This is a genomic window from Loktanella sp. PT4BL (assembly GCF_003201935.1).
In the GTDB taxonomy this organism is placed as follows: Bacteria; Pseudomonadota; Alphaproteobacteria; order Rhodobacterales; family Rhodobacteraceae; genus Yoonia.
The window spans coordinates 1-14,125 of record NZ_QJJL01000010.1 but is presented as its reverse complement, the minus strand read 5'-3'; the positions used below and the strand labels follow the sequence as shown (position 1 = coordinate 14,125).

At 54.8% G+C, this 14,125-nt stretch carries 18 protein-coding genes and 1 pseudogene; 11 read left to right on the top strand and 8 right to left on the bottom strand.

Annotated features, from left to right (window positions below):
• Positions 1 to 138 precede the first annotated feature (138 nt).
• Genes C7964_RS17735 through C7964_RS17725 form a run of 3 tightly spaced genes read right to left on the bottom strand, consistent with a single transcriptional unit; the run spans position 139 to position 2,539 of the window.
• The gene (locus tag C7964_RS17735) at positions 139 to 981 is read right to left on the bottom strand and encodes a DMT family transporter (RefSeq protein WP_335673968.1); all 843 of its coding nucleotides are present in this window, start codon (positions 979 to 981) and stop codon (positions 139 to 141) included.
• Positions 982 to 998: 17 nt separating this feature from the next.
• Positions 999 to 1,883 (bottom strand): polysaccharide deacetylase family protein, encoded by an 885-nt coding sequence (locus C7964_RS17730; protein ID WP_087210567.1) that lies wholly within the window; start codon positions 1,881 to 1,883, stop codon positions 999 to 1,001.
• Between the two features lie 32 nt (positions 1,884 to 1,915).
• Entirely contained in the window at positions 1,916 to 2,539 is a 624-nt protein-coding gene (locus tag C7964_RS17725) for a TetR/AcrR family transcriptional regulator (RefSeq protein ID WP_157898252.1), read from the bottom strand.
• Positions 2,540 to 2,688: 149 nt separating this feature from the next.
• Between C7964_RS17725 and C7964_RS17720 the strand changes: the two genes are divergently transcribed.
• The 6 genes from C7964_RS17720 (at position 2,689) to speB (ending at position 7,880) form a co-directional block, all read left to right on the top strand.
• Positions 2,689 to 3,747, top strand: coding sequence for an ABC transporter substrate-binding protein (locus C7964_RS17720; protein ID WP_087210561.1), 1,059 nt, complete (start codon positions 2,689 to 2,691; stop codon positions 3,745 to 3,747).
• Between the two features lie 62 nt (positions 3,748 to 3,809).
• A complete protein-coding gene (locus C7964_RS17715) occupies positions 3,810 to 4,619 on the top strand; it encodes an ABC transporter permease (protein ID WP_087210558.1) in 810 nt (269 codons plus the stop codon).
• A complete protein-coding gene (locus tag C7964_RS17710; RefSeq protein ID WP_087210555.1) occupies positions 4,619 to 5,410 on the top strand; it encodes an ABC transporter ATP-binding protein in 792 nt (263 codons plus the stop codon). The genes C7964_RS17715 and C7964_RS17710 overlap by 1 nt, the downstream gene beginning before the upstream one ends.
• Positions 5,411 to 5,421: 11 nt before the next feature.
• The gene (locus C7964_RS17705) at positions 5,422 to 6,189 is read left to right on the top strand and encodes an SDR family NAD(P)-dependent oxidoreductase (protein WP_181417235.1); all 768 of its coding nucleotides are present in this window, start codon (positions 5,422 to 5,424) and stop codon (positions 6,187 to 6,189) included.
• Positions 6,186 to 6,917: an SDR family NAD(P)-dependent oxidoreductase gene (locus C7964_RS17700; protein ID WP_087210552.1), complete on the top strand. Its 732-nt coding sequence runs from the start codon at positions 6,186 to 6,188 to the stop codon at positions 6,915 to 6,917. The genes C7964_RS17705 and C7964_RS17700 overlap by 4 nt, the downstream gene beginning before the upstream one ends.
• Positions 6,918 to 6,929: 12 nt before the next feature.
• Positions 6,930 to 7,880 carry an agmatinase gene (gene speB, locus C7964_RS17695; protein WP_087210549.1) on the top strand — a complete coding sequence of 317 codons (951 nt, stop codon included), beginning with the start codon at positions 6,930 to 6,932 and terminating at the stop codon, positions 7,878 to 7,880.
• 343 nt (positions 7,881 to 8,223) lie between these two features.
• Here the strand turns inward: speB and C7964_RS17690 are convergent.
• Positions 8,224 to 8,436: pseudogene (locus C7964_RS17690) on the bottom strand (hypothetical protein); the annotation flags it as partial.
• Between the two features lie 122 nt (positions 8,437 to 8,558).
• On the opposite strand from C7964_RS17690, the gene C7964_RS20045 reads away from it, so the two are divergent.
• From C7964_RS20045 to C7964_RS17670, 5 genes are all read left to right on the top strand, one after another.
• Positions 8,559 to 8,741, top strand: coding sequence for a hypothetical protein (locus tag C7964_RS20045; RefSeq protein ID WP_087210546.1), 183 nt, complete (start codon positions 8,559 to 8,561; stop codon positions 8,739 to 8,741).
• A gap of 10 nt (positions 8,742 to 8,751) precedes the next feature.
• Positions 8,752 to 8,973 carry a hypothetical protein gene (locus C7964_RS17685; RefSeq protein ID WP_110280940.1) on the top strand — a complete coding sequence of 74 codons (222 nt, stop codon included), beginning with the start codon at positions 8,752 to 8,754 and terminating at the stop codon, positions 8,971 to 8,973.
• A 13-nt stretch (positions 8,974 to 8,986) separates the two neighbouring features.
• Positions 8,987 to 9,274, top strand: a complete 288-nt coding sequence (locus C7964_RS17680; RefSeq protein WP_110280939.1) for a hypothetical protein — start codon at positions 8,987 to 8,989, stop codon at positions 9,272 to 9,274.
• Between the two features lie 99 nt (positions 9,275 to 9,373).
• On the top strand, positions 9,374 to 9,775 hold the full coding sequence (locus C7964_RS17675) for a hypothetical protein (RefSeq protein WP_110280938.1): 402 nt from the start codon (positions 9,374 to 9,376) through the stop codon (positions 9,773 to 9,775).
• A gap of 98 nt (positions 9,776 to 9,873) precedes the next feature.
• Entirely contained in the window at positions 9,874 to 10,413 is a 540-nt protein-coding gene (locus tag C7964_RS17670; RefSeq protein WP_110280937.1) for a DUF3489 domain-containing protein, read from the top strand.
• Positions 10,414 to 10,422: 9 nt separating this feature from the next.
• Here the strand turns inward: C7964_RS17670 and C7964_RS17665 are convergent, their stop codons facing one another.
• From C7964_RS17665 to C7964_RS17650, 4 genes are all read right to left on the bottom strand, one after another.
• On the bottom strand, positions 10,423 to 10,632 hold the full coding sequence (locus C7964_RS17665) for a DUF7220 family protein (protein ID WP_110280936.1): 210 nt from the start codon (positions 10,630 to 10,632) through the stop codon (positions 10,423 to 10,425).
• Entirely contained in the window at positions 10,629 to 11,891 is a 1,263-nt protein-coding gene (locus C7964_RS17660; protein ID WP_110280935.1) for a site-specific DNA-methyltransferase, read from the bottom strand. The genes C7964_RS17665 and C7964_RS17660 overlap by 4 nt, the downstream gene beginning before the upstream one ends.
• Before the next feature lie 477 nt (positions 11,892 to 12,368).
• On the bottom strand, positions 12,369 to 12,758 hold the full coding sequence (locus tag C7964_RS17655) for a helix-turn-helix domain-containing protein (protein ID WP_110280934.1): 390 nt from the start codon (positions 12,756 to 12,758) through the stop codon (positions 12,369 to 12,371).
• A 19-nt stretch (positions 12,759 to 12,777) separates the two neighbouring features.
• Positions 12,778 to 13,077 carry a type II toxin-antitoxin system HigB family toxin gene (locus C7964_RS17650; protein ID WP_110280933.1) on the bottom strand — a complete coding sequence of 100 codons (300 nt, stop codon included), beginning with the start codon at positions 13,075 to 13,077 and terminating at the stop codon, positions 12,778 to 12,780.
• Between the last annotated feature and the right edge of the window lie 1,048 nt (positions 13,078 to 14,125).

Genomic DNA, 14,125 nt, shown 5'->3' with positions numbered 1-14,125 from the left:
GGAGAACAGACGATGCGCAAATCACGTTTCACCGAAGAGCAGATTGTGGTGTCAATCGATGCTTTTTCAGTGCCCCCCTAGCCTGACAATGAATAAGGATTTAATTGGAATGCGGATCAATGTCCTTGTGAATCTGGTTCACCGTTCCTGCGAAGAACGGATTGAATGGATGTTATAGAGCACCAATGCGCTTATCACTATGACGCCGCCAAGTAAGGCTTTCTGACCCGGATTTTCACCTACGACGAGCCAGACCAGAAGGGGCGCGAGGATGGATTCGAGCAGGATTAACAAAGAAACTTCACCTGATTTGATATAGCGCGGACCGAGCGTGAGAAGGCAACTTGCTGCGCCAATGAACGCGCCATGTGCCAAAAACAACGGCCATTGTGGGCCGAAATCTGGACCCGGAATAGAGATAAGCCCAAGGATCAACGCCGTCCCGAGGTACGCGCAAGGGATGGCCGGGATCATCGAGACGTCTTTGACGCATCGCACTGCGGTCAAAGCGCCGGCGTAGGATGCGCAGACCAAAAGGGCGCAAAGATCACCTTGCCATGATGAAACATCGTTCTCATGTGATCCGGCTGCTATGATTGCCAACCCACCCATTACTGCAGCCATCGTCACCACCATACGCAAGCAAATTGGCTCGCCCAAAAAGATGCGGCTAAAGATTGTCGCAAAAATTGGCATCGCGGCCAGAATAAACACCACATTCGCCACGCTTGTCCATGCGATCGCGAGGACAAAGCCGATATTTGTCGTGCCGAGAAGTAGGACATATACCAAACCGATACGTCCCGTGCGCAGAGCGGCCAGAAACGCCCCCCAGCCTTGAAATACAAGAACAAGCGCGAAAATAATGAATCCAGCGATGAGACCCCGCCAAAAGGCTGTGACTAAGGGGTCTGCTTCGATCAGCCGAACAAACAATGCGTCCGGCACGACAAGCAGGACGCCAAAGATCGTGATCAACACACCTTTTGAATGTGACGTCATGGGGTTAGTGGTGTGGCCGGTGTGGACCCAGTATCCAAGTTTTCCTGGCGCAGGCGACTGCCTGTCGATTTCGCATGCTCGGCTATATTCTCCATCGATGTCAGCCAGACATCGCCTTGTTCGACGATCCGTTCAATATGCCGTTCCAGTTCTCGCCAGCGGGCAAGGCGCCCAGTCAGGAAGGGGTGGAGTACGGGCATCCAGAACCCTCCAGCCTCATACATAGCGTCAAATTCCTCTATAAAGGCTTTGATGCCATCGGATGGACCACGCACAGGCATGATGTAATCCAGCTCACCCATGTGTGCGAAGGGCGGCCAATCGTCGGTTCCCCAGTGCGGCGGGATCTCAATGAGTGAACCTGAGTTGGTGACAACCTCGTAGGGAAGGTCATCCGCCATCATAGAGCTATCATATAGGAAATCATGCTCGATCAATCGGTTCACGATAGCGGGGGTGATGCTGTACACAGGCGCGCGGTAGCCGCGCGGTTTGTGCCCTGTCATTTTGATGTGAGTGTCCAGTGCACGCTCGAAAAGCTCGGCCTCTACTTCGTCCGAATGTTCCATAGGATCTTCGTGGGCCCAAGAATGGTGGCCAATCTCATGGCCGTCTTTCAGGATCGCCTCAACAGTGTCGGGGTATTCCTCCATCACCCATCCAGGCATGAAAAATGTCTGCGTAAGTTCAAGCCGGCGGTAGGTTTCCAGAATGCGCGGCACTGCAACAGTCGGGCCATAGCGCCCCATCGAAATGGGTTGAAGGCGCAGGTCTGCATCTTTAGGCCGCCCGACCCGCACAAGAGAGTCGGCATCAATATCAAACGTGACCGATGCTGCGCACTTCTTGCCATTGGGCCATGACATAGGATGAAGAAACATTGTTTTCCTTTCTGAAAATCTGTACGCGCTTGCTATGCAGTAACCGTCGCTTGAACCGCAAACAGCGCGTCTAGATCATTGCGGATGCGGCGCAAAACGTCCTCTATTTGTAAATTTTCCGAGCATACAAATTGGATGAACCGCGCGTTCTGAAGGTGGAACAGCGCCTTACCCAAATGTTCGGGCACCACAGACGGCGGCAACGCCCCCGCTGCTTTCATCCGCTCCATCTTTTGCACAAGAACCTGCGCGAGCTCTTGGTCCAGATCGAAATACGGTTTGCTGACGGAATCGTCAGCGTTGGCTGTTACCGTTGCGATCACCTGCCGCCAAATCACCTTCCGAAGATTGGCGACTGCGTGTTCCATAATCGTTTTTGAGAATGACAGCATAACTTCTGTGACAGTTTGCGGACAGTTTGCCAGTTCTTTATTTAATCGGGTGACCAATGTGCGATCATTTTCGGCGACAAGCGCCAATAGGATGCCCGATTTTGTCCCATAGTAGTTATGGACAGTGACACCTGACATGCCTGCCGCCTGTGCAATGTCTTCAATTGTCGTCTTTTCGAATCCATGCTTTAGGAACAGGGACTTTGCCACCTGAGCAATTCTGGCCTGACGATCTTCTTTTTGCCGTTCTCTCAGTCCAGTCACAGCAGCCTCCTCGCGTTCACATACTGCAACTATAAGAGGCAATCTTGTGGAAAATCAAACTAAAAACTTTAGTAAGCTAAATATTTTGTTGCATAAAGGATTTTGCTGGATAAGGGTTTAATGTAACTTCAACCAGGAAAGGACATCTCATGCGAATTTTCAATGCACTCGGCGCGGCGGCCCTGCTGTCTGCAGGCATCAGTGCGGGCACTGCTGCCGCTGATGAAATCAAAGTGGGGATCTGTGTTTCATGGCCGGGATACGCGATGCTTGAACTGGCGCGTCAGCAAGGTTTTCTGCCTGAGCACGATCTGGATATTACAATTTTTGAAGACCCTCTTGGCGGTCACTCAGCCTTGGCGGCTGGGCAAATTGACGTCTATGGTTGCACTGCTGATTACACACCGATCATCGTTGACCAGGGCTTTGATGTTGTAAACGTAGCCTTTTTGAACCCGTCTTATGGAGTTGATCATATCATTTTGGCCCCCGAGGTTGAAGTCGAGACGCTCGCCGGATCAAAGGTATCCGCACCCCAAGCCTATATTGGGCATCTTCTGATGGGGATGTGGTTGGACCGTGAAGGTGTTGATCTCGACACTGTCGAATGGATTAACCTGAATGCAGACGAGGCCGTTGGCCCGATGCTGTCGGGCGATCTTGCGGCGGGCTACATGTACGAGCCATGGATTTCTCAGGTTCTTGAGGCAAACCCTGGTGCCCGCAGCGTGATCAATACCGGTGATGCCGAGCTTCTGAAGTCGGGCATTTACATGGACGCGATGTATATGAACAAGAACTTTATTGCTGAAAACCGCGAAGCTGCGGTTGCTGTGCTAAAGGCGCGTTGGGATGGTCTGACTTATTGGAACCAAAACGTCGAAGCGGCGAACAAGGCAATGGCTGCGTTTTTGCAATGGCCTGAAGAAGACATCGGTTATGTAATTGGGACGGACGGCAAAAGCCTTGATGGCGGCATCTACATGCTCGACTTTGATGAGTCCGCACGGATGTGTGGCGTGCTGGAAGGTGAGCCGCCGTTTGGCATTGAAAATGGTGCTATGACCGGAACAATCGCGACTATCAACGAATGGTGGATCAGGTTGGGGCTGATGGAAAACACGATTGATGCCGCCGCTGGTGTTGATTGTAGTTTGATGGGTGATCTTGTTGCGGCAGGCTACCGCCAAGACCTTCAACCAAACTGATTTAACCAAGTCCCTGCGCGTACCGATGTTTCGCGCAGGGCTTTTGATATATGAGACAGCGAATGACAAACAACAAACCCAAACCGGACTTCTTTGCGGTCCGGGGCTCCGTTGGACATTTGCAAAGCACGATATCCGCAATCGGCATTTGGGCCGTTTTCTTCGGTGTCTGGGTTTTGGCCACAAGTTCCGGCTGGGTGAATGACCTCTTGGTGCCGTCCCCGCAAAGGGTTTTGGCCGCTACCTATGATTTGTTCATAAATCGGGGGTTTACTAGCGACGTCTTGATCTCCATCTGGCGTGTGTTTATTTCGTTTGCGATAGCCTGCGCAGTTGCTATCCCACTCGGAGTTGCCATGGGAACATTTGCGTCGATTGAAGCGATTTTTGCCCCGTTTGTATCGGCATGGCGTTATTTGCCTGCGCCGTCATTTATTCCTATTTTGTTGATGTGGTTCGGTACCGGAGAAGCACCAAAACTCGCGCTATTGGTGATCGGCGTCATCTTCTTTCTGATCACTTTGGTGATGGATCATACTAAAAATGTTCGCAAAGAGCTGATCGAAACGGCGCTAACGTTGGGCGCTAATCGCTATGTCGTGGTCCTAAAGGTCGTCTTCCCCGCGGCACTTCCCGATATCGTAACAGCCATGCGGCAGATGTTGGCGATGGGCTGGACTTATCTCGTCATCGCAGAAATTGTAGCATCAACAACGGGGATTGGGGCAATGATGATGCGCGCACGGCGCTTCTTGAAAACCGATGAAATACTGGCGGGTATCGTCGTGATCGGCATTCTTGGCCTGCTGACGGACGTGATGTTCAGAATGCTTCATCGTCGTTTGTTCCCCTATCTCGAGGTTAAGAACTGATGTCTGGCACCCAACTTGAAGTTCGCGATCTTTCCAAGACATTTGTACTTGGTGGCGGCAAAACATTGCAGGCCGTTGACAGTGTTTCTTTTGGCGTCGACCAAAATTCTATCTGTGTCCTGCTTGGCCCGTCAGGCTGTGGTAAGTCGACGGTTCTGAGGATGATGGCAGGTCTGGAAACCCCGACAAGTGGTGCGGTCGTCATTGGTGGCAAAACAGTTACTGGACCGGGCCAGGATCGCGGCATGGTGTTTCAGGCCTACACATCATTTGATTGGCTGTCCGTACGCAAGAACGTCGAATTCGGCATGAAGGTGAACGGTGTAGATGCGGCAAAGCGTCGCGAACGTGCCGATCATTTTCTTGGCCTTGTTGGGCTCATTAAATTTGCTGAAGCTTATCCGTCGCAACTGTCTGGCGGCATGCGCCAACGGGTTGCGATTGCGCGCACGCTGGCCAATGATCCAGAGGTGTTGCTTATGGATGAACCCTTTGGCGCGCTGGACGCAGAAACCCGTTGGTTGATGCAAGAATTGATGATTGACGTAGCCGAAAAGACAGACACGACAATGGTGATCGTAACCCATGATCTGGAAGAGGCTATTTTCCTTGCTGATAAAATCATCTTTCTGTCCAGCCATCCGGGCCGCCTGAAAGAAGAAATTATTCCCGCGTTCAAAGGTGGTAAAAGGATCGGCGATAAGGAACATATCATCCGGATGGATGGCTATTCAGAGCTTGAGGAAAAACTGATGCGCTTGATGCGCGAAGAAGGTCATCGCCGGACTTAGGAGGGGCAGACGTGTCTATTTCATTTGATTTTAGGGGCAAATCTGTTCTTGTCACCGGTGCCAGCAGCGGCATTGGCCAAGGTGTGGCCGCCGCGTTCGCACGGGCGGGTGCCGATCTGACAATCCTCTCCGATACCGATGGCATACACGCCGCCGCCGCCGCGATGCATGGTAGGGCGAAAGCGATCAAATGCGATATCTCTGATGCGAGCGCAGTAACAGCCGCGCTTGCCAATATTGAACGCGTTGACATTCTGGTTAACAACGCAGGCCTCGAAAAACCTACACCGCTCAGTGGAACAAACCCCAACGGCGATGCGACGTTTGAACGTGTGATGGCCATCAACGTGAACGGAACACGCAACGTTACCGACACGTTGATCAACCGTATCCCAGACGGCGGGCGCATTATCATCACCGCGTCGATTTGGGCGAAAACGGCCGTGGGGGGGTTTTCTGCTTACGTCGCTTCAAAACACGCCAATGTCGGCCTGATGCGCACCTGGGCGCAAGAGCTTGGGCCGCGCGGCATCCGCGTAAATGCTATTTGCCCGGGCTGGGTAAAAACGGGCCCTGCCATGGCTTCTTTGAGTGAACTGGCGACAACCAGCGGAACCACCGAAGACGGATTGCTCGCTGACGTCATGTCTGCACAGGCCATTCATGGCTTGATGACCCCCGAAGACATGGCCGACACCTATCTGTTCCTTGCCAGCGATGGCGGCCACAACATCACAGGACAGGCCATTAACGTCGATCGTGGTGAGGTGATGTCGTGACCCTTTCAGGCCAGACCGCGATCGTCACAGGGGGATCACGCGGCATTGGGCGGGCGATTTGTATTGCATTGGCGCAGCAGGGAGCGAAGGTTGCCTTTTGTCATGCCGATGACCCCGAGGCGGCAGAAACCTTGGTCGCTATCAATTCCCTCAGCGAAGGGTTTGCCTTTGTCTGTGATGTCTCCAATGAGGGCGAAATCGACAGTTTCTTTACCTCAACGCAACAGGCATTGGGCGTGGCAACGATCCTTGTGAACAACGCGGGCATCCTGAAAGAAGCCCCACTTTCGCAAACTGAAGTGCGAGATTTTGATCGCGTCATCGCCGTTAATCTGAGGGGTGCGTTTCTTGCGTCACGGGCCTTTGTGCGGCGCACCACGACGGGGCGGATCATTTGCATTGCCAGTGATTTGGGCGTTCTGGGACGTGAAAACATGATCGCCTATTGCGCATCAAAGGGTGCCATCATCAGCATGACGCGCAGCATGGCCCATGAATTCGCGCCGGACATCTTGGTCAACGCCGTCGCGCCCGGATCAATCGCCACAGACATGACAAAACCTGAATCCATGAGCGCAGAGGCGCTTGCAAAAGACCTCGCTACTCCTTTGGCGCGTTTTGGCGACCCAAAAGAAATCGCGTCGATGGTTCGTTATCTCGCGGGCCCCGACAGTACATTCATCACCGGCCAATGTTTTGGCGTAAACGGCGGCAGCGTGATGCGCTAATGGAGAATAGCAATGAGTGATACATATTTTCAACCGGTGTCTGGTTTCGATCTTCCGCGTTTTGCAGGTATCCCGACGTTTATGCGCCTGCCGCATGTTGCGCTGGACGATCCGAAGATCAAAGACGTCGATATTGGCCTGATCGGTGTGCCGTGGGATGGTGGAACCACAAACCGCCCCGGCCCCCGCCACGGCCCCCGCCAGCTGCGGGATATGTCGACAATGATGCGGGCACAAAATGGAGGCACTGGTGTGCGTCCGTTCGAATTGGCCAACTGTGCAGATCTTGGCGATGTTGCGCCCAACCCGGCGGATTTGATGGCGACAATGGCGCGAGTCACAGCGTTTTATGAAAACGTGAAGGCGGCCGGCATTCGTCCACTAACGGCTGGTGGGGACCACCTGACATCCCTGCCTGTGCTGCGTGCTTTGGCAAAAGATGCGCCTGTTTCGATGATCCATTTCGACAGCCACACAGATCTTTTTGACAGCTATTTCGGCGGCACACGGTACACTCACGGAACGCCGTTTCGCCGCGCGGTTGAAGAGGGGCTTCTTGATCCCAAAAAAGTCGTTCAAATCGGTATTCGCGGCACGACCTACGACAGCGAAGACCGTGATTTCGCTGAGGCTGTCGGAATTCGTGTCATACCGATTGAAGAATTTCATGCACGCGGTGTGGACGACGTGATGCAAGAGGCCTGCGATATTGTCGGAGAGTCTGAGACTTATATTTCCTACGATATAGATTTTGTGGACCCTAGCTTTGCGCCCGGAACTGGCACCCCCGAAATTGGGGGACCAAACTCCTACCAAGCACTTCAGGTTGTTCGCGCATTGGACAAAGTGAACATAATTGGCGCAGACCTCGTCGAAGTGTCCCCGCCCTTTGATCAAAGCGGAAACACAGCATTTCTTGGGGCCTCCATCATATTCGAGCTTCTATGTGTTATGGTGCCATAGAAGCGTAGCTGAAAGCTTCGCTCTTTAGATCCGTGATGGGTTCAACGGGTGCTAGTGAAAACTGTATCCATATGAACGACGTGGGTGCCAGCGAAATAACGCGTAAGCAATCTAAGGGCACTTTGGAGAATGCGATATAGTAGTTCTGACAGTCACAATGAACGTCAACTTTGGGACGTTTCCTTCGAGGGCAAAATTTCAGTTTTCTGAAAGCGGACCTTATTTGCGATGCCGCAACTTGGAAGTCGGGCTTAAAACCGACCTTCGCTCCAGAACCCAACAATGTCTGACGAGGGGGAAAATGATGGTGGTTGACGTAGCATTTATCAGCCTACATCAACGCACTATCACCAGCAGAACCACTACCCCCAACACCACCACGCGACCGCATTTGTTGATCCGGATCCGTCATGGCACCGCGGCGTGCATCAGACGCCACCGCATCAATCGACCCATCGGCAAAAAGCACCAGGCGACCATTCTTGCGGGCCTTCTGAACGGCTCCACGCGACAGACCGGACCGTTCTGCATAGGCGCGTTCAGATAGATCTTCCATGGCGCTTTGCATGTCCTCAACATATTGTAAATAAACGGGAAAGCCGATCTATTTGAGTTGATTATACTGCCCGTCAGAGCGATTCTCAGTGCAAGCAAACACGCCAGAACGGAGACAGACCCATGACCCTCGCAGAACGTTACAACGCCCAAGCCAAAAGCCTGCTGCCGCATATGGCCGAGAGCCTGGCTGTTGATCCCGCCATCACCTGCGCAGGCGAGATCGACGATATCGTGTTTCGTCGCAGCGAGTATCTCGGCGGGATGGCGATCGCCATTCTCGCCCTGATCGAACAGCAGGCTTGAGGAGCACACCATGACCATGGCCACCACGACAATCCGCATCGACCACGCTGCGCTGCCCGACCACTTTGACCGCAGCCGCCCCGACGCCACCGCAGCAGCCATCGAGACGGCGCTGCGGGACGCAGGCATCAAGGCTGAAGCCTCGGACATCTTCTCGCACATCAAGATCGAACTGCCGACCAGCCAGCTCGCCGCCGCCAGCACCGTGCTGGCCGAGCTGCAGCTGATTTGAAGGAGGACTGGTCATGAGCACGCGCGCACAGATCGCCATTCAGACAGGGCCTGACAAATGGGCACATGTGTATGTGCACTTTGACGGATACCCCTCCCATATGCTGCCCGCTCTGGCGCGTTGGACACCCGAGGACATTCTTGCCGCCCGCGAAATCCGGCAAGTGCGTGCAGAAGCACTGGACTGTTTTGATCCACCGCGCGCACCCCGCATCCTGTCGCATCCCACTTGCGAACTCAGCCATCTTTATATCTGGCAAGCCGGTGCATGGCGTGAACTGACCTCCCTGCGGGGCGTGTAAAAAAGCAATCAAATTGCGCCGAATTGACTACGCTAATCGCCCTGTCAGAGCGATGGTTGTTTCACCAAAACGATGCAGCGCACCAAAGGATCCAAGCCCATGACCGCACACGCCATTCACCCCAGCCGCAACGAAGACTACGGCTTTTTCCAAACCCTGACACACTGCCCACTGCGCGAGCGGCGCAGTGCAGAGGTCTGGACGCTGGCTTCCACCCTTATCGCCACAGCCATCGGCGCCGATAGTGAAGACGAGATGATCGGCATCCGCGACTTTCTTGACAGTCGAATGGGTCGCCACTTTGCGGACGATGTGGTGGGCAACATTACGGGCTGTAATATCGACAGCGAGGCGGCCATCAAATCAGCAATCCGCCGCTGGCAGGGCTGGCGCATCAGCCGCAGCACAGCGCGTGAAGAAGGCATCCCCGCGGGTCTGCCGTATCTGACGGGTTGGGTGCAGCACTTTGCAATCACGGCCGCGATGACAGACGCAGACTGAGGCTCGCACCCATCACGTTCGGGCCCGCCCGCGCTCGCGCGGGCCAATGCCGGTAGAAGGGCACGCATCCTGCGTTGCCCGTTTGACCGGAGGCCATTATGCCCAATCTCACCAAAACCCAAAGCCTGATCCTGACCACGGGCGCCCAGCGCGCAGACAACATCGCAATGCCGCTGCCCGAGGGGCTGCATGGCGCTGCTGCCAAGAAGGTCGTGACCATGATGATCGACCGCGGCTGGCTCGAAGAGGTCGATGCCGACACTCGCAAAGGCGAACCGCTCTGGCGCGAAACCGGTGATGGTCACGGCACCACGCTGGTCGTCACCGACGCAGGGCTGCTGGCAGTGGGGATCGAACCGGTGGTCGTCAAAACCATGGCTGCGGTCCGTCAGCATGCAGCCGCAGCACCGGCACCCAAAACACCGATGATACGAGCCAATACCAAACAGGCACAGATCATCACCCTTCTGCAGCGGCCTGAGGGGGCCTCCATCGCTGAAATCGTCGCTGTGACGGGGTGGTTGGCGCATAGTGTTCGCGGCCTGATCTCTGGTGGCCTGAAGAAAAAACTGGGTCTGCCGGTCATCTCTGAAAAGCAAGACGGGCGGGGAACAGTCTACAAACTCGACGTTGCATGACTGTGGTCGTTATTGCCAGCGCTCGAACAGTCTGCGCAGCACGTAACTGCGTAGAAGCGAGGTGATGACGAAGATCGCGCCGATCGCGAGAGTGTTGCCGATGCTGACCACCAGACCAAACCATGGAAACACCACGATCTGCGTCGCAACGGCCAGCACATAACCGACCACGACGTTGGCGCCAGCCTCAACCAGTGACATCCTGCGCGACTGTCTCATGCCGCCAGCCTTTGAGATTTGAGGGCGGCAAAGCTCTCGCCGGTTTCCACAAGCAAGGCGTCCTCGCCGGTGAACTGCTGCCAGCGCTCGATGGCGACATCGACATAGGCCGGGTTCAACTCAACGCCAAGGCAGACCCGCCCCGTCGTTTCCGCCGCGATCAGCGTGGTGCTGGACCCCATGAAGGGCTCGAACACGGCCTGGCCGGGACTGGAGTTGTTCAGTATTGGGCGGCGCATGCATTCGACGGGCTTTTGCGTCCCATGCACGGTATCTGCATCCTGATCCTTGTTGGCAATCTGCCATAGGGTGGTCTGCTTGCGATCGCCTGCCCAGTGGCCTTTGCCCTTGGCGCGCACGGCATACCAGCAAGGCTCGTGCTGCCAGTGATAGTCACCGCGACTGAGCACCAGCCGGTCCTTGGCCCAGATAATCTGCGAGCGGATATTGAAGCCTGAGGCAATCAGGCTGTCGGCCACGGTCGCTGCATGCAGAGCCCCGTGCCAGACATAGGCGACATCGCCGGGAAACAGAGACCAGGCCTCGCGCCAGTCCGCGCGGTCATCATTCAGCACCTTTCCGGTGCGCTTGGTCTTGGCCGCACCCGCCTGGTTGCGCCAGCCTGGGTCGTATTCCACACCGTAGGGCGGGTCGGTAACCATCAGCAGGGGCTTCACATCGCCAAGTAGCCGTCCGACGACATCGGCCGACGTACTGTCACCACAGATCAGCCTGTGCGACCCGAGCTGCCAGAGATCACCAGGGACCGACACCGGCGTCACCGGCACATCCGGAATGTCATCCTCGCCCTCGACCGGACCATCAGTGCCCAGCGCATCGGGGTCTTGCAGCAGCGCATCGAGCTCTGCATCAGTGATCCCCAGAAGCGACAGATCAAAATCATCCGCCAGCAGCCCCGCGATCTCGTCGCGCAGCATGGCTTCGTCCCAGTCACCCAGTTCGGTCAGTTTATTGTCGGCGATCCGGTAGGCCCGCCGCTCGGCTTCATCAAGGTGCCCCAGCCGAATGACCGGCACATCCGTCAGCCCCAGCATCGTTGCGGCCAGCACCCGGCCATGCCCGGCGATCAGCTCACCATCGTCGGCAACCATGCAGGGCACGGTCCAGCCGAACTTGGCCATGCTGGCCGCGATCTTGGCCACCTGATCGTCGCCATGGATCTTGGCATTACGGGCATAGGGGTGCAGCCGGTCGATCGGCCACGTCTCGATCTCGCTTGGCGCGAAGACAAGGTCCATGAGGATGTTCTCGTTTGTGGGGTAGGGCGGACGTGTTGATGCCACGGCCAAGGAAGCCGGTGACTGCATTGGGATCCGCGATGTGGGGAAACAAAAAGCGCCCGCGAGGGGTATCCTCCGGGCGCAAAACTTCGATGATTTGTGTATGAGTCAAGGGGGCTAGAAATGTCAAACCATTTTTAGGCGCGGAACCAATACGTTCTGATTAATCCACGTAAGCTTCAAACAGGGTGGCTTCCCTGGCTGGATAAACTGGCGCGCTTTTGGCTTGGTGGATTCTTGACTAAATTACTCAAGAATCCACCCTGAGAGCCAGTTTTATGCGTCCAACCCTTTGTAATTGAGTCACTTTATTTTCCCGGCTGGGCAAGCTGGCTTCAAAGTGGATTCCCCGGTGAAAAAGCCACGCGCTAGCGAAATGGCGCGCCAAGCCCCCCCGTATACGCAAATGCCCAGGGAGGAACCATGGGAGGGGGATCAGGCCCCCTCGCCGTTGGCCTCGAGGTGATAGGGTGCGATCAGAGAGGCCGCTGGGATTTTCCAGCTGGTGTTGATCTTCTGAATCATGCGCAGGGTTAGCGGACGCTTGCGGTTCATGATCTCGGAAGCGCGGGGCTTGCCGCCAACCAGCTCGGCCAGATCACTCTGCTTTTTCTTCTTGATGTCCATGAAGACCTTCAGCGTCTCGATCGGATCGAGCGCCTCTATGGGGTATTCACGGTTTTCATAGGCTTCAATGAGATCGGTCAGGATGTCGAAGCGATCGGCTTCTTCCGTTCCAGGCGCAGGCGGTGCATCGAAGTATTGTTCGATTTCCGCAAGCGCCCAATCCAGATCTTCATCGGTTCTAATGGCGCGGAGTTCCATCTGTTTCTTCCTGGTTTACTTAGATCTTGGTTACGTCAATCTTGTCATATTCTGCGTGGGTTCCCACGAACTTGATCATCACACGGTAATACGGGCCGTACACAACGCGGGCGACCAGACGGAACTTGTTGCCGCCGACGTCGAACACGATCCTGCTGTCGCCCACGAAGTCCACGGATGCACCAAACATGTCCTTCACGTCCTGCGGGCGCTCCCATTGTGCCCGCTCGACTTCAGCGTACCAGAACTGAAGCGGGGCTTTCGCCGCCGCATGCTTGGTCCAGTATTCCACAAGTGTTCGTTTCGACAGGATCCGCATACAACCTCACGAAGTTCCCTCATCGGGAACCGTTCTCCGTATGTTACCCAAATGGGAACTTGTCAAGCGTGTCTTGCCTGCCGGAGAGACCGCAGCGAACTGGAGGTGCTGCAGCCGACATCAAAAATCACTCTGCGGCAGCAATAAAGCGATTTGCTAAGAACAGCCTCGACTGCATTTACTTGCGGCGGATAGCCATCATTCACCGCGCCCGCAAAATAAAATTGACAATTCGAAGAAAGCAGACTCTCTGAGCAACGCACAACATCGAGGATCACCGGACAAATGTGGCCTGCATACATAATCAGGCACACACTCCCAAATCGCGGAGAGTAGGATAAACAGGATAGCCCCTTAAAGTCACGTTAGCGTCTCAGCTTGGCAGGCAACACACCAAGCCGCTTCACACTGACAAGCACAGGGTTGCGGTGTTTATAAGTGCGAATTATGCGATCCACCGCTTCAGCCTCCTCAGGCGCTGCACAAACATGCTTCAACATTTGACCCCCAGATTGGATCGTAATTTCGAATCTTTGACGCAGCTGCGAAGATGACATGACCTATTCCTATTATGACATTCCAGGAGACCGAATAGCTATTTTATAGCGCAATGCAAAACCCAATTGAGGTGCTCTCTTAAATGTAGCGCCCTCGCCGAAGGGGCTTGTTGCATCGTGAGCAAATATCCGATTGACGTGTTGTAAACTCTATATGTCAGGATCGTCTCACAAAGGTATGGTGTAGCGATTGCCGGTTTGGAAACCTGATCTACTGCTTACGGCCTAGCCTTCTCAATCCCTGCGTGGAAAACCTTTTTGTCAAATAGGAGCAAGCGGACATGCCAAGCCCCAGTTCCGTAAAGATGGTAACTCTAAGTAGCTTTCAGCAATCCTCCGATCGTACTACGTCCAACGGATTGCGCGACACACAAAGACAGCACCGTGAATCGCTCCGAGTTTGTCGGAGACCATCAACTTAAGTAAGGATGATGGTTATGACAAAAAGCAAAATGGCAAATCGCTACTCACCTGAGGTCCGCGCGCGTGCG

Excerpts from the sequence above, each read along its gene's own strand:
- C7964_RS17730 (WP_087210567.1), bottom strand. The coding sequence starts at position 1,883 with ATGTTTCTTCATCCTATGTCATGGCCCAATGGCAAGAAGTGCGCAGCA.
- C7964_RS17720 (WP_087210561.1), top strand. The coding sequence starts at position 2,689 with ATGCGAATTTTCAATGCACTCGGCGCGGCGGCCCTGCTGTCTGCAGGC.
- C7964_RS17715 (WP_087210558.1), top strand. The coding sequence starts at position 3,810 with ATGACAAACAACAAACCCAAACCGGACTTCTTTGCGGTCCGGGGCTCC.
- C7964_RS17710 (WP_087210555.1), top strand. The coding sequence starts at position 4,619 with ATGTCTGGCACCCAACTTGAAGTTCGCGATCTTTCCAAGACATTTGTA.
- speB (WP_087210549.1), top strand. The coding sequence starts at position 6,930 with ATGAGTGATACATATTTTCAACCGGTGTCTGGTTTCGATCTTCCGCGT.
- C7964_RS20045 (WP_087210546.1), top strand. The coding sequence starts at position 8,559 with ATGACCCTCGCAGAACGTTACAACGCCCAAGCCAAAAGCCTGCTGCCG.
- C7964_RS17685 (WP_110280940.1), top strand. The coding sequence starts at position 8,752 with ATGACCATGGCCACCACGACAATCCGCATCGACCACGCTGCGCTGCCC.
- C7964_RS17680 (WP_110280939.1), top strand. The coding sequence starts at position 8,987 with ATGAGCACGCGCGCACAGATCGCCATTCAGACAGGGCCTGACAAATGG.
- C7964_RS17675 (WP_110280938.1), top strand. The coding sequence starts at position 9,374 with ATGACCGCACACGCCATTCACCCCAGCCGCAACGAAGACTACGGCTTT.
- C7964_RS17670 (WP_110280937.1), top strand. The coding sequence starts at position 9,874 with ATGCCCAATCTCACCAAAACCCAAAGCCTGATCCTGACCACGGGCGCC.
- C7964_RS17665 (WP_110280936.1), bottom strand. The coding sequence starts at position 10,632 with ATGAGACAGTCGCGCAGGATGTCACTGGTTGAGGCTGGCGCCAACGTC.
- C7964_RS17660 (WP_110280935.1), bottom strand. The coding sequence starts at position 11,891 with ATGGACCTTGTCTTCGCGCCAAGCGAGATCGAGACGTGGCCGATCGAC.
- C7964_RS17655 (WP_110280934.1), bottom strand. The coding sequence starts at position 12,758 with ATGGAACTCCGCGCCATTAGAACCGATGAAGATCTGGATTGGGCGCTT.
- C7964_RS17650 (WP_110280933.1), bottom strand. The coding sequence starts at position 13,077 with ATGCGGATCCTGTCGAAACGAACACTTGTGGAATACTGGACCAAGCAT.